Below are 14,511 nucleotides of genomic sequence, written 5' to 3'. Positions count from 1 at the left end.
CATGCATGCACGAGTCACTCCATCGAGTGACTAGTCATCGCCTGTGGTGAGTTGCAGACTTGGGCGGGTCAGCGAAAGGGGAGAAGGAACATGCCAGCAGGCGGGAAACCGACCGTGCGCAGTCGGCGGCTCGGCACAGCTCTCAGGCAGTACAGGCAGGCTGCGCAGATGGATCAGGCGCAGGCGGCCGAGGTGATCGCGGCATCCCCGGCCAAGATCAGTCGCATGGAGAGCGGGCACGTGTCCTGCCGCGTGATCGATGTCCGGCTGCTGCTGACTGCGTACGGAGTGACAGATGGTGAGCGAGCCGTCCGTCTTGAGGAGTTGGCCAAAGGATCCAACAGGCGTGGGTGGTGGCTCGAACATGCCGCGCACTTGCGTGCGGACTACCTCGACCACATCTCGCTGGAGGACGACGCCACGTACATCCGGGAGTGGCAGCCGGTCACGTTTCCCGGCCTGTTGCAGACGTCTTGCTACGCCGAAGCTGTCACTGCGGCGTCCTTCGACTACATCGCCCCCGAGCGGTCCGAGAAGCTGATCAAAGTGCGTATGGGGCGGCAGGCGAAAATCGGCGAAGGCGGCGCCACCTACGCGGCCATCATCTGGGAGCCGATCATCGCGCATCCCCTGCTCGACGCCGATATCCACCGGGAGCAGTTGGCATACGTCCTGGAGGCAGGGAAACGGAAGAACGTCACCATTCAGGTTCTGCCGTTCACGGCAGGAACGGTAGCCAGCCTGACGTCCGCCTTTGCGGCCTTCAGCTTCGACTCGGAGCCGATCGTGGAGGCTGTGACGCTGGACAACCTCAGGGGTACCTCCGTTCTTGAGGCCGCCGACGACCTGACCGCTTACGCCAACGCGTTCGACCAACTACGATCGGCAGCACTGGCACCCGAGGCGAGCGCGCGGCTCATCCGGGGCGTACTGCGGAGCAGCAAGGGACACACAACGTGACCGTTGACGTCATAGGCCCGTACCGGAAATCTTCGTACTCCGGACCGGAGAACAACTGCGTAGAGGTGGCCCCCACCTCCAACGGTGGCCGCTCCGTACGCGACAGCAAGGACCTCACCAGGCGGCCCCTTGGCTTCGCCCCTGCCCAGTGGCAGATCTTCCTGACTTACGCCAAGGAAGAAGCATCGTGACCTCAGAGGTTGTAGGCCCCTATCGGAAGTCGTCCTATTCGGGCCATGACAGCAACTGCGTAGAGGTGGCCCATACCTTCAACGGTGGCCGCTCCGTACGCGACAGCAAGGACGTGACCCGCCCTTCGCTGCACTTCGCCCCCGCTCAGTGGGCCGCCTTTCTGACCTACGCCAAGGCAGAAGCATCGTGACCCCCGAGGCTGCCGGCCCGTACCGGAAGTCCTCGTACTCGGGCCAGAACAACAACTGCGTAGAGGTGGCCCCCACCTCCGACGGTGGCCGCTCCGTACGCGACAGCAAGGACACGAACCGCCCCTCCCTGCGCTTCGCGCCCGCCCCGTGGCGGGCCTTTCTGCGTAGCTGCTAGCAGAAGCTCCCCATGTCCTCGGCCCGCACCGGGCGTGGCGCGGAGCACGGGGGCATCGTCACAGGTCTGGCGGCGTCCGCACCGTCACCGCGCGCCGGTATACCTGGCGGTTACACGTAAGTGCGGGGCTGTTGATCATCCGGACAGTTTCCTCGGGTAACCTCCGCCCTGGCCACCGATCTCGCAAGGAGCGGTGTGCCCCGCACGAGGCAAGGTGTCGCGGCGGTGTGGACGGAGAGGTGCGACACATGGGTGCCAGCGGTTTCAGCAGCGAGACCAAAACGGAAGGGGCGGACACCGGGAGCGCGTCGGTTTCCGGGCCACGCGGCCTGGAGCCGGGCGCGTCGGCGGAACGGCTGCTCCTGTTCACCGACGCGGTCGCCGCCATCTCCATCACCCTCCTCATCCTGCCGCTGGTCGACCTCGTTCCCGAGGCCGTCTCCGCCCACGAGGCGCCCAGCAAGGTGATCACCGATCACCTCGACCAGATCTGGAGCTTCCTGCTCAGCTTCGTGGTCATCTCGAACATCTGGCTGGAACACCACCGGACCTTCGCGTCGGTCGGGAAGCTGACCCGCCCCCTGATGGTCTGGAACATGGGGTGGCTGCTCGCCGTCGTCGTGCTCCCCCTGCCGACCGAGATGATCGGGGCCTTCGGCCGGGACAGCTTCGTCGCGACGTTCTACTACGCGACGCTCCTGGCCAGCATGGTGTGCAGGTCCGCGATGCTGCGGATCCTCACGACCACGCCGGAACTGCTCAAGGACGACGTCCCCGGGGCACACCGCAGGACCGCGGACCTGTACACCGAGGGCTACCTCAACGTCATCGCCGTGGCCGTCGCGCTGCTGCTGGCTCTGGCGGTGCCCGCGCTCCAGTACTACAGCCTCCTCCTGCTCGTCGTTCCCCGCCGGATCCTGCGCTTCCGCGGCCGGGCCGACGCCCGCTGACGGGACCTCCCCGATCCCCCCGGTCGGACAGGATGCCGGTCATGCCACGTCCTCCCCGGCGGCGCCCCGGAAGGTGGTCAGGAACAGGGCCTCGATCGACTCGTCGTCGAGCCCGGCCAGCCGCGCCTTCGTCAGTCAGCGCCGCAGATCCTTGCGCAGCGGCCCGAGCGCGGCGGGCGGGACCCCGGCCAGGGTGCGCGTCACGAACGTCCCGATGCCGGGCCGGGCGGCGACCAGGCCGTCGTGCTCCAGCTCCCGGTACGCCTTGAGCACGGTGTTCGGATTGATCGCGAGCCGCCCCGCCACGTCCTTGACGGTGGGGAGCTGATCGCCCTCCGCGAGCAGCCCCAGCCGCAGCGCGTGCCGTACCTGCTGGACCAGTTGCTGGTACGGCGAGAGGCCGGACCCGCTGTCCAGGTGGAACTCGATCACTGCTTACTCCAGTTATCTAGTGAGCTAGGACTTTAGACTCCCCGGCAGACGGCCCGTCAAGAGGTGTAGGGACCACGCGTCTTGGGGCGCTCCGCGTCCGCGCCCGGCATTAAGGAAACGTAAAGATTGCCGGGATCCGGCAATGCGCGCACATGCCCCTGTCACACAGAATGGGCGCGGCACAGACGGGGGAAGGACCCTGGTGCCGGGACACGGAAGCGTGTCCCGCGCCGGGGCGATGACGCACGCGGACGCGGATGACGGACATGGACGGCGTGCGCGGACGCGGATGACGTACGCGGATGACGTACATGGACGACGTGTACGGACGCGACGGACGCGGATGACGTACGCAGGGGCGTACGGGACACCTGGGGGGTGGGGACGGATGAACGAGTTCTACGGCGCCGCCCTCGGTTTCCCCGCCGCGCTCTTCGGGGCCGCCCTGCTCGTCGTCGTCGGCTTCTGGCTGCTGGTCGTCGCCGGAGCCGCCGAGCACGACGCCTTCTCCGGGCACATGAACGCCTCGGCCGGCGGCGGGCTCGGGGGAGTCCCGGTCGCCGTGCCCGTGTCGCTGCTGATCGCCACCGCCTGGTTCGCGAGCCTCGCCGGATCGGTGCTGGTGCGCCGCTCCGTGGAGCCCGGCGCCGCCCGTACGCTCTGGTCGGTCGCCGTGCTCGCCGGGGCCCTGCTGATCGCCTGGGGGGTCACCCGGCTCCTCGTACGCCGGTTGCGCGACCTCGTTCCTGAACAGGCGCCGCCGTCCCGGCTGGACTTCATCGGGCTGACCTGCACGATCCGTACCGGTTCCGTCTCCGCCGACTTCGGTCAGGCCGAGGTCGCGGCGGACGACGGCTCGACCGCGCTCGTCCAGGTCAGGCGGGCCGGCACGGACGAGGGCGCGATCCTCGCCGCCGGGTCCACGGGACTGCTGTACGCGTTCGACGCCGAGGGCGAGTTCTTCTGGATCGCCCCGTACGACCCGGCGCTCGACCCGCGTTCCGCCCGCTGACCCTGTGACCGTCGGCGTCCGCCGACCCGGTGACGGCAGGCGTCCGCCGACCGCCACCACCACCGCCTTCGGTCCGGGTGCCGTGCCCCCCTCCGGCGCCCCGGACCGCCACCACCGCCACCACGCCCGCACTCTTTTCGAGGACTCCTCATGGATGCCATCTCCTTGGGCCTCGGCGTGCTCGTCGCCGTCGTTCTGCTCGTCGCCATCGCGCTGTTCCTGGTGGTCAGCCGGCTCTTCCGCAAGGTGGAGCAGGGCCGCGCCCTGATCATCTCCAAGACCAAGAAGGTCGACGTGACCTTCACCGGCGCCGTCGTCCTGCCGGTGCTCCACAAGGCCGAGTACATGGACATCTCGGTGAAGATCATCGAGATCCGCAGAACCGGCCGCGAGGGCCTGATCTGCCAGGACAACATTCGCGCCGACATCCACATCTCGTTCTTCGTCCGCGTCAACAAGACCGTCGAGGACGTCATCAAGGTCGCCCAGGCGATCGGCACCGAGCGGGCCAGCGACAAGGTCGCCATCCAGGAGTTCTTCGCCGCGAAGTTCTCCGAGGCGCTGAAGACGGTCGGCAAGCAGCTCGACTTCGTCGACCTCTACACCAAGCGCGAGGAGTTCCGGGACCGGATCATCCGCGTCATCGGCACGGACCTCAACGGCTACCACCTCGACGACGCCGCCATCGACTTCCTTGAGCAGACCCCGATGACCCAGCTCGACGGCGCGAACATCCTCGACGCCCAGGGCATCCGCAAGATCACCGAGCTGACCGCCGTCGAGCACGTACGCACCAACGAGTTCCAGCGTACGGAGCAGAAGGAGATCACCCGGCAGAACGTCGACGCCCGGGAGACCATCCTGGAGCTGGAACGCCGCCAGGCCGAGGCCGAGATCAAGCAGCACCGCGAGGTGGAGACGCTGCGCGCCCGCGAGGAGGCCGTGACGGCCAAGGTGCAGGAGGAGGAGCGGCTCGGCGCGCAGGCCGCGTACCTCCGTACGGAGGAGCAGCTCGGCGTGCAGCGCGAGAACCAGGCGCGCGAGATCGCCGTGGCGCAGAAGAACCGCGAACGGGTCATCGCCGTCGAGAACGAGCGCATCGAGAAGGACCGCGTCCTGGAGGTCATCGGACGCGAACGTGAGACCGAGCTGAGCCGCATCTCCAAGGACAAGGAGGTCGAGGCGGAGCGCCGCGAGGTGGCCGACGTCATCCGCGAGCGGATCGCCGTGGACCGTACGGTCGCCGAGCAGGAGGAGTCGATCAAGAAGCTCCGGATCGTCGAGGAGGCCGAGCGCACCCGCCAGGCGGTGATCATCGCCGCCGAGGCGGAGGCCCAGGAGAAGCTGGTCAAGGACATCAAGGCCGCCGAGGCGGCCGAGGTCGCCGCCCGCCACCACGCGGCCGAGCAGCTCACGCTCGCCGAGGCGCGGCTGAAGGCCGCCGATCTCGACTCGCAGGCCAAGCTGCGGCTCGCGGAGGGCGTCCAGGCCGAGACGGCGGCGCCCGGGCTCGCGGCGGTCCAGGTCCGCGACAAGGAGGCGGACGTCATCGAGAAGGCGGGCCTCGCGGAGGCCGGCGCCACCGAGGCGCGGCTGCGCGCCGAGGCGGAGGGCGCCAGGCTGAAGGCCCTCGCGGCGGCCGAGGGCGTGCGGGCGCAGGCCACGGCGGAGGCCGCGATGATCGGCGAGAAGCTGAAGGCCGAGGCGGAAGGGCTCACGGAGAAGGCGGCGGCGATGGCCGCGCTGGACGACGCGTCCCGTACGCACGAGGAGTACCGGCTGCGGCTGGCCGCCGACAAGGAGATCCGGCTCGCGGGGCTGGACGTCCAGCGGCAGATCGCGGAGGCGCAGGCCACGATCCTCGCGACCGGTCTGGAGAGCGCCGACATCAACATCGTCGGCGGCGACTCCGTCTTCTTCGACCGGCTCGTCTCGTCGATCTCGCTCGGCAAGAGCGTGGACGGCTTCGTCCAGCACTCCGAGACGGCCCAGGCACTCGCGAAGCCGTGGCTGGACGGTACGGCCAGCTTCCCCGAGGACCTGACGCGGATCCTCGGCTCGGTCTCGACGTCCGATGTGCAGAACCTGACGGTGTCGGCGCTGCTGATGAAGCTGATGAAGTCCGGCGGCAGCGGCGCGCAGGCCGGTCAGCTCGGCCAACTCCTGGAGCAGGCCGACCGGCTGGGCCTCTCCGACACCCCGCTCTCCGCGCTGAAGGGCGCACCGAACGGTGCCCTGAACGGCGCGGTCACGGCCTGAGACCCCGGTCTCGGGGGCGCGCGGGTCCGGAGCTGCCGCACGGGGGTCGGTGGATCCGGATCCGCGCGCCACAACGCGGGCGTACGGAAGAAGCTTGAGGCGCGGGGAGAGTGAGAAGTGAGTCCGATGGAGACCGAGGCCAGGACCGACGCGGGCACGGGCACGCACACCGGCACGGGAGCCGCGCACGCCGGGACCGGCGGGGCGGACACCGGCACGCCCGCCATGGACGCCGGTACGTACGAGGTGCTGCGCGACCGGCTCGGCGCCCAGGCCCGGGAGCTGGCCCACCGGGCCGAGAAGCTGAACTCCCGCCGCGTCGAGGCGTTCGGCTCCACGGAGCTGGCCCTCACCGGCACCGGGCAACTGCGCACCGAGCGGCCCAGCGTCCCCCGCGACCTGGTCGCCGTCGGCGGCGCGCTGCTCCTCGGCCACCACGGGCGGCCGGGCGGCGGCCCCGGGGCGGCGGTCGACGTCGGGGACGTCCTCGCGCTGTACGACCGCGAGCTGAACCCGCTGCCGGCGGACGCCGTCCCCGGACTGCTCGACGACCCGCGCTTCGTACGGGAGTTCGGGGAGCTGTACCGCTACTTCCGCGACGCCCGGCTGCGCCGGCTGCGGTGCGCCGACGGCCGGCTGCTCGCCGTCTTCCAGACCGGCGAGAGTGCCGACGACATCCGCGTGCTGCGCTGGGCGCTCTCCGGTGAGGGCGCGGACACCGTGGTCGAGTTCCTCGACGCGCGCGGCGAGCGCGACCATGTCCTGCCGCCCGCCCACGACTTCACCTGGACGCCGACCACCCGCGAGGACCAGATCCCCGGTGGCCACCCGTATGTCGCCGTCGACGGCGGCCGGTTGCACGTCTCGACCGTCGGCGGCGCCCTCACCGTCAGGGCCGGGGGCGACGACGCCGAGGCGCTGTACACCGAGCCGGTCACCGAACCGCTCCAGTCGCTGGCCGACGCCGAGATCGAGTACGCCAGGGCCGGCACGCTGATCCTGCTGCGCGTCCGCCCGTACAAGGAGGAGACCCCGCGCCATCTCGTCGTCCACCCCGCCACCAGGACGGCCGTGCGGCTCGACTCCCTCGGGCAGGCGTGCCGACGGCTCCCCGAGGACCAGGGGATCATCTTCCCCGGCGGCTACTTCCTCGCCACCGGCGCCCACAAGACCTTCGAACTCGACACCGGGGGAATGGAGTTCGAGCGCGAGGTGCGCTCCCCGAACGGCGAGGACGTGCTGTACGCGTTCCACGACCGTGCCCGGGGCCGGGGCCTGCTCCTCCCGTACAACCTGATCCGCGAGGAGGCAGCGGCCCCGCTGCCCTGCCGCGGCCACGCGCTCTTCGAGGACGGCACCCTCGTCGCCCCGCGCTCCGCCCCGGTGACGGCGGGGGAGACGGAGGAGGCCGCGCGGGTCCACGCCGTCCAGGTCTGGCGGTCGCCGTTCGTCTCCGACACGTACGCCGCCGGGGCCCCCGCCGGGGACGGGCCGCTCACGCGCATCGGCAACGCCGACCTGGTGCGCGGCATCTCCGACTGCCTCTCGCTGGCCCGCTCCGTCACCGACGCCCCCGCCCCCACCGCGCGGGTGTACGGGGCGCTGGTCGCCGCCTGTGTGCGCGCCGCCGACGCGTACCACTGGCTGGGCGACCCGGACGTGGGCGATCTGCGCGAGCCGCTGGCCGGGGTGCGGGCCACGGCCGGGCAGGTGCTCGCCGAGTTCGAGACGGTGACGACGCTGACGCGGCAGGCGGCCGAGGCGTTCGCGGAGTCCGCCGCCGGGATCGCCGCGCTGGTGCGCAGGGCGCGCGGCGAGGCGCCCCGCACGGCCGCCGGATGGGTGGAACGGCTCACCGAACTCCGCCACGCCCACGGCCACTTGCTGACGTTGAAGGAGCGGCGGTACGCGGACACCGAGGCCGTCGACGCGCTCGCCGCGGAACTGACCGGGGACCTCACGTCGTTCGCCCAGCGCGCGGTGGGGTTCCTGCGGGGCGAGGACGCCTTCGCCGGATACCACGAGGAGACCGGGCGGCTGACGGCCGGGGGAGACGCCCTCGCCACCGTCGCGGAGGCGGCCCCCGTCACCGCGCGCCTGGACGAACTGGCCGCCGGGCTGCGGACGGTCACCGAGGTCGTGGCCGGACTGGAGATCGGCGACGCCACCGTACGCACGTCCATCCTGGAGCGGATCGCCGAGGTGCTGGGCGGCGTCAACACCGCCCGCGCCACGCTCGACGCACGCCGCAGGGAACTCCTCGCCCATGAGGGCCGGGCCGAATTCGCCGCTGAGAAATCCCTGTTGGGCCAGGCGGTCACGGGTGCGATGGCCGTGGCCGACACCCCCGACGCCTGCGACGAGCAGATGGCGGGGCTGCTGCTGCGGCTGGAGGACCTGGAGGCGCGGTTCGCGGAGTCCGACGACTTCCTCACGGAGCTGGCCACCCGGCGCACCGAGGTCCACGACGCCTTCGCCGCCCGCAAGCAGAGCCTCCAGGACGCGCGGGCCCGGCGGGCGGAGCGGCTGGGCGGATCCGCGCACCGCGTGCTGGAGACCATCGCCCGCCGGGCCGCGACGCTCGGCTCGGCGGACGCGATCAGCACGTACTTCGCCTCCGACCCGATGGCCGCCAAGATCCGCCGTACGGTCGCGGAGCTGCGTGAACTGGGCGACAGCGTACGGGCGGGCGAGCTGGAGGGGCGGCTCAAGGCCGCGCGGCAGGAGGCGGCGCGCGCCCTGCGCGACCGGACCGACCTGTACGCGGACGGCGGCGCCCTGATCCGCCTGGGGCGCCACCGCTTCGAGGTGAACACCCAGCCGCTGGAGCTGACCCTCGTACCGGACGGGCAGGGCGGCGGCGCGGGCCCGGACGGAGCCGCCGGCCCGGACGGCGGGGGGCTGGCCTTCGCCCTCACCGGGACCGACTACCGCGCGCCCGTCACGGACCCGGGGTTCGCGGCCACCCGCGCCTACTGGACGCAGACGCTGCCCTCGGAGTCGGCGGACGTCTACCGGGGCGAGTACCTGGCGGCGCGGCTGCTGGCCGAGCACGGCCCGGAAGGCCTGCCGGAACCGGATCAACTGCTCGCCTTCGTACGGAAGTCGGCGGAGTCGGCGTACGACGAGGGGTACGAGCGGGGCGTCCACGACCACGACGCCACGCTGATCCTCGGCGCCCTGCTGCGGCTGCGCGCCGGGGCCGGACTGCTGCGCTTCCCGCCCGGGGCCCGCGCCGCCGCCCAGCTCTTCTGGGCGCACGGCACGACGCGGGAGGCGCGGGAGGCCTGGACACGGCGCGCGGTCTCGATGGCGCGGGCCCGCGCGGCCTTCGGCCTCGCGCCCGCGATCGCGGCGCTCCAGGCCGAACTGGCCGGCGTCCTGGCCCCGTACGGCGGTGGCGCGCTGAGCGCCGCGTACCTCTTCGAGGAGCTGACCGGCGGCCCGGAGGGCTTCGTCACGGGCGCGGGGGCCCGGGCGCTGCTCGCCGCGTTCCGCCGGGCGGTCGGGACGTCCGCGTACGACGACGATCTCGCCGGTCTGGGGGAGGAGGACCTTGACACACGGCGCCAGATTGTCGAGAACTGGCTGACGGCATACGTCGAGTCGAACGGCGTCGCCGCAGCTCAGGTGGGCGATGTCCGGGGCGATCTGGCGGAGGCCGTCGCCGTGGAACTCTGCCCCGGCCTCGTCCGCCACGACTCGGCGGCCCCTCTCGGTGAGACCGTGGAGGGCCTGCTGGGCAGCCATCCGAGGATCGAGCGCCGCAGCCTGACCGTACGGATCGATGAACTCCTCACCCGTACGGCCGACTTCCGCGAGCGCGTGGCCCCCGGCTTCCGGGACTACCAGCGCCGGCGCGGCGCCCTGGTCGCCGCCGAACGGGCCCGGCTGCGGCTGGACGACCACCGGCCGCGCGTCATGTCGTCCTTCGTGCGCAACCGGCTCATCGACGAGGTCTATCTGCCGCTCATCGGGGACAGCCTCGCCAAGCAGCTCGGCACGGCGGGGGAGGCCAGGCGCACCGACTCGCACGGCCTGCTGCTGCTCGTCTCGCCGCCGGGGTACGGCAAGACGACGCTCATGGAGTACGTCGCCGACCGGCTCGGCCTGGTTCTGGTGAAGATCAACGGCCCGGCGCTGGGCCACGCCGTCACCTCGCTCGACCCGGAGCAGGCGCCGGACGCGACCGCGCGCCAGGAGGTCGAGAAGATCAACTTCGCGCTGGAGAGCGGCAACAACACCCTCCTTTACCTTGACGACATCCAGCACACCTCGCCCGAGCTCCTCCAGCAGTTCATCCCGCTGTGCGATGCGCAGCGCCGGATCGAGGGCGTGCGGGACGGGGAGTCGCGGAGCCACGACCTGCGCGGGAAGCGCTTCGCGGTGTGCATGGCGGGCAATCCGTACACCGAGTCGGGCCACCGCTTCCGGATCCCCGACATGCTCGCCAACCGCGCCGACGTCTGGAATCTGGGCGAGGTGCTGACCGGCAAGGAGGACGTCTTCGCGCTGAGCTTCGTGGAGAACGCCCTCACCGCCCACCCGGTACTGGCCCCGCTCGCCGCCCGTGACCGCGCCGACCTCGACCTTTTCGTACGGCTGGCGGCGGGCGACCCGACGGCGCGCGCCGACCGGCTCGTCCACCCGTACGCGCCCGCCGAGTCGGACCGTATCCTCGCCGTCCTGCGCCATGTGCTGACGGCGCGCGCGACGGTCCTCGCGGTCAACGCGGCGTACATCGCGTCGGCGGGGCGGGCGGAGGCTTCCCGTACGGAGCCGCCGTTCCTGCTCCAGGGCTCGTACCGGAACATGAACAAGATCGTGGCCCGGCTGGACGCGGTGATGAACGACGCCGAGGTGGCCGCCGTCGTCACCGACCACTACGCGGGCGAGGCCCGGACCCTGACGACGGGGGCGGAGGCGAACCTCCTCAAACTCGCGGAGCTGCGCGGCACGTTGGACGCGGAGCAGGCGGAGCGGTGGGCGGCGCTCAAGGCGGCCTCCGTACGGGCGGCGGCGCTCGGCTCCCCGTCCGGCGACCCGCTCGCGCGAGCGGTGGCGGCGCTGGGGGTGCTCGCGGACCGGGTGGGCGCGGTGGAGTCCGCCATCACCCGGGAACGATCACGCGGGAACGATCACAGGGGGCTACGCCCGGTTGACGGAGCGTGCGAGAAGGTTGACGCTTAGCAGCACGGTGTCATGTCGGATGAGCCGATGAGCGTACGGGGAGTGCGGGGGGCGCGGGGGCACCGGGCCGGGGGAAGAGGGGGGATCGGGGGGCGGGGCGGGGCGGAGGCGACATCTCCGCCCCGCCCCGACATGTTGGGCCCCGGAACTTCTGGCAGAACCCCTGTTGAGAGGCGTGCGAGGGCGTCTGGCAGGGGTGGGAAGCGGCCAAAGCGCAGGGGGCGGCGGTCTGTTGCGGCCACGTAAAGGCCCACGTGATCGCTGGCATATGCCGTGAGCCGGGTCGCGGAACCCGGCCTTCTTTCGGACAACGATTCGAGGCGTTACTGACAAGCGCGCCCTCCGCTGAAACGATTTACGGAGCGCCCTTTACGCGTGGCGCCTCTCTGTACACAGCAATTTCTGACGGCATTTCCCGCACGCGGCACCCGCCGGACACCGCGTGTGCCGCACTCCGCACGAGCGCCATCGCACCTGCCGCACCGCGCACGTACCGCACCCCGCACGGGCACCGTCGCCCATGCCGGACAGCGCACGGGCACCGTCGCCCGTACCGCACCCCGTACGGGCACCGTCGCCCGCGCCGGACAGCGCACGCGCGCCCTCGCACCTCTCCTCGCCGGACGGCACATCCAGCCGCCCGGTCCCGTGCCAGCCGGCCGCCTCCGGGCGCCCGGACAGAAGGAGCACCAGGAGTGTCGAACACGCCCCGTCCCACCCCTCGTACGGCCTTCCGCACCTCTTCTCGTACGAACTCCCGCACCGCCAGGACCCGTACGGCGGCGACCGCCGCCCTCGCCCTGGCGGCGCTGGTCGTCACCGCGCTCCCCGCGTCGGCCTCGTCGTCCGCCTCCTTGTCGGGCTCGTCGTCGGGCTCGTCATCCGAGCCGCGAGAGCGCTCCGGCGCGACAGCCGCCGAGCCCAGACCTGGGGCCAGACCCGTGGCCCTCACCCCCGGACAGCGCGCGGACCTCCTCACCTCCGCGACCAGGAAGGGCCCGGGCACGGCCCGTTCCCTCAAGCTGGGGGCCGAGGAGAAGCTGATCCCGAAGGACGTCGCCCAGGACGCCGACGGCACCGTCCACACCCGTTACGGGCGGACGTACGCCGGACTCCCGGTGCTCGGCGGCGACCTGGTCGTCCACCGGAAGCCGGACGCCGCCCTCACCGTCACCCAGGCGCTGGACGCGCCCCTCTCCGTACCGACGACCAAGGCCGCCGTTCCCGCCGCCGAGGCGCGGAAGTCGTCCCTGAAGGCCGCCGCCGACGCGGGTACCGCGAAGGCGGCCTCCGACGGCGCGCCGCGCCAGGTGATCTGGGTGAAGGACGGGGTGTCCACGCTGGCGTGGGAGTCCGTCGTGAAGGGCGTACGGGAGGACGGGGGCCCCACCGCGCTCCACGTCGTCACCGACGCGAAGAGCGGCAAGAAGCTCCAGGAGTTCGACCGGATCCAGGCGGGCGTCGGACACGGGCAGTTCAGCGGCGAGGTCGGGATCGGCAGCGTACGCAACGGCGACGTCTACGAGCTGACCGACACCCAGCGCGGCGGCCACAGGACGTACGACCTGAACGGCGCCACCTCCGGCGACGGCACGCTCGTCACCAGCCCCGACGACGTGTGGGGCGACACGACCGTGGCCAACCGGCAGACGGCGGCCGTGGACGCGGCGTACGGCGCCCAGGTCACCTACGACTTCTACCACGACCAGTTCGGCCGCGACGGCATCGCGGGCGACGGCATCGGCGCCTCCTCCCGCGTCCACTACGGCAACCAAGTGGTCAACGCCTACTGGGACGACGACTGCTTCTGCATGCTGTACGGCGACGGCGCGGGCAACGCCAACCCGCTGACCGCGCTCGACGTCGCCGCCCACGAGATGACGCACGGGGTCACCTCCGCCACCGCCGACCTGTACTACTACAACGGTGAGTCCGGCGGGCTGAACGAGGGCAGCAGCGACATCATGGCCGCCGCCGTGGAGTTCTTCGCCGGCAACCCCCTCGACGTACCCGACTACGAGGTCGGCGAGCGCATCGACATCAACGGCGACGGCACACCGCTGCGGTACATGGACCAGCCCTCCAAGGACGGCATCTCCCAGGACTACTGGAGCCCCCGTACCGAGGGCCTCGACCCGCACTTCTCCTCCGGCGTGGCGAACCACTTCTTCTACCTCCTCGCGGAGGGCAGCGGGAAGAAGACGGTCAACGGGCACGACTACGACAGCCCGACCTACGACGGCGTCGCCGTCCCCGGCCTGGGCCTGCACAACGCCTTCACCGTCTGGTACCGGGCACTGACCCTCTACATGACGAGCACGACGGACTTCGCGGGCGCCCGCGCCGCCACCCTCCAGGCCGCCGAGGACCTGTACGGCCGCTCCAGCGAGGCGTACGAGGCGGTCGGCAACACCTGGGCGGCCGTCAACGTCGGCAACCGCTTCGTCGACCACATCGCCCTGACGCCGCCGTCCGCCCAGAAGTCCGCCGTGGGCCAGCCGGCGACCCTCACGGTCGAGGCGGCCACGAGCCGCCCGGGCGGACTCACGTACAGCGCCGCCGGCCTGCCCGCCGGTCTGACGATCGACCCCGCTACGGGCGTGGTCTCCGGCAGTCCCACGGAGGCGGGCGACTTCACCACCGAGATCACCGTCGGCACGGCGGACGGCGGCGGGACGTCGGCGACCGTCCCGTGGACGGTGATCGCCTCCGGGGGCGACTTCTTCGCCAACCCGGGCCGGGTCGCCATCCCGGACGGCGGCGGCCCGGCCGCCGAATCCCCGATCGTCGTCACGGGCCGCGAGGGCAACGCCCCCGCCGACCTCAAGGTGACGGTCGACATCATCCACACCTGGCGCGGCGACCTGGAGATCGACCTGGTCGGCTCGGACGGCTCGGTCCACCGCCTGAAGAACAGCACGAGTTCCGACTCCGCGGACGACGTCCACGCGACGTACACGGTGGACGCGTCGGCGATCACGGCGAACGGCACGTGGAAACTGCGGGTGAGGGACGTGTACCAGGCGGACACGGGCCACATCGACAGTTGGGCGCTGCGCTTCACGAGCTGACGCAACACCCACGCACCATCCCCTTCGGCGGGTCCCCGCCCGCCCGCGGCAACGGACGGGCGGGGACGAGGCCCGGAAG

Annotated in this window: 9 protein-coding genes and 1 pseudogene; 9 read left to right on the top strand and 1 reads right to left on the bottom strand. The window is 71.6% G+C overall.

From position 1 onward, the window contains the following. Positions 1–90: 90 nt before the first annotated feature. The 5 genes from ACFXPL_RS18240 to ACFXPL_RS18220 all read left to right on the top strand — a co-directional run bounded on the left by ACFXPL_RS18240 (position 91) and on the right by ACFXPL_RS18220 (position 2,468). A complete protein-coding gene (locus ACFXPL_RS18240; RefSeq protein ID WP_384919905.1) occupies positions 91–960 on the top strand; it encodes a helix-turn-helix domain-containing protein in 870 nt (289 codons plus the stop codon). Continuing rightward, positions 957–1,151 carry a DUF397 domain-containing protein gene (locus ACFXPL_RS18235; protein ID WP_384919902.1) on the top strand — a complete coding sequence of 65 codons (195 nt, stop codon included), beginning with the start codon at positions 957–959 and terminating at the stop codon, positions 1,149–1,151. Before ACFXPL_RS18240 ends, ACFXPL_RS18235 begins: the two co-directional genes overlap by 4 nt. Then, the gene (locus tag ACFXPL_RS18230) at positions 1,148–1,342 is read left to right on the top strand and encodes a DUF397 domain-containing protein (RefSeq protein WP_384919899.1); all 195 of its coding nucleotides are present in this window, start codon (positions 1,148–1,150) and stop codon (positions 1,340–1,342) included. The genes ACFXPL_RS18235 and ACFXPL_RS18230 overlap by 4 nt, the downstream gene beginning before the upstream one ends. After that, the gene (locus ACFXPL_RS18225) at positions 1,339–1,518 is read left to right on the top strand and encodes a DUF397 domain-containing protein (RefSeq protein ID WP_384919896.1); all 180 of its coding nucleotides are present in this window, start codon (positions 1,339–1,341) and stop codon (positions 1,516–1,518) included. Before ACFXPL_RS18230 ends, ACFXPL_RS18225 begins: the two co-directional genes overlap by 4 nt. A gap of 248 nt (positions 1,519–1,766) precedes the next feature. Beyond that, positions 1,767–2,468 (top strand): TMEM175 family protein, encoded by a 702-nt coding sequence (locus ACFXPL_RS18220; protein ID WP_384919894.1) that lies wholly within the window; start codon positions 1,767–1,769, stop codon positions 2,466–2,468. Between the two features lie 39 nt (positions 2,469–2,507). Here ACFXPL_RS18220 and ACFXPL_RS18215 read toward each other — a convergent pair. Further along, a pseudogene (locus tag ACFXPL_RS18215) lies at positions 2,508–2,900 on the bottom strand (GntR family transcriptional regulator). A 388-nt stretch (positions 2,901–3,288) separates the two neighbouring features. Here ACFXPL_RS18215 and ACFXPL_RS18210 point away from each other — a divergent pair. From ACFXPL_RS18210 to ACFXPL_RS18195, 4 genes are all read left to right on the top strand, one after another. Beyond that, a complete protein-coding gene (locus ACFXPL_RS18210) occupies positions 3,289–3,912 on the top strand; it encodes a hypothetical protein (RefSeq protein WP_384919891.1) in 624 nt (207 codons plus the stop codon). A gap of 150 nt (positions 3,913–4,062) precedes the next feature. Next, positions 4,063–6,171: a flotillin family protein gene (locus ACFXPL_RS18205; RefSeq protein WP_384919888.1), complete on the top strand. Its 2,109-nt coding sequence runs from the start codon at positions 4,063–4,065 to the stop codon at positions 6,169–6,171. A 126-nt stretch (positions 6,172–6,297) separates the two neighbouring features. Continuing rightward, complete coding sequence (locus ACFXPL_RS18200; protein WP_384920068.1) at positions 6,298–11,361, top strand: DNA repair ATPase; 5,064 nt, start codon at positions 6,298–6,300, stop codon at positions 11,359–11,361. A gap of 695 nt (positions 11,362–12,056) precedes the next feature. Then, entirely contained in the window at positions 12,057–14,432 is a 2,376-nt protein-coding gene (locus ACFXPL_RS18195; protein ID WP_384919885.1) for a M4 family metallopeptidase, read from the top strand. The last annotated feature ends 79 nt before the right edge of the window (positions 14,433–14,511 follow it).

It is taken from the genome of Streptomyces sp. NPDC059092, assembly GCF_042756365.1.
Lineage (GTDB): Bacteria > Actinomycetota > Actinomycetes > Streptomycetales > Streptomycetaceae > Streptomyces.
The sequence above is the reverse complement of the archived record's forward strand: the minus strand, read 5'-3'. Positions and strand labels throughout refer to the sequence as shown.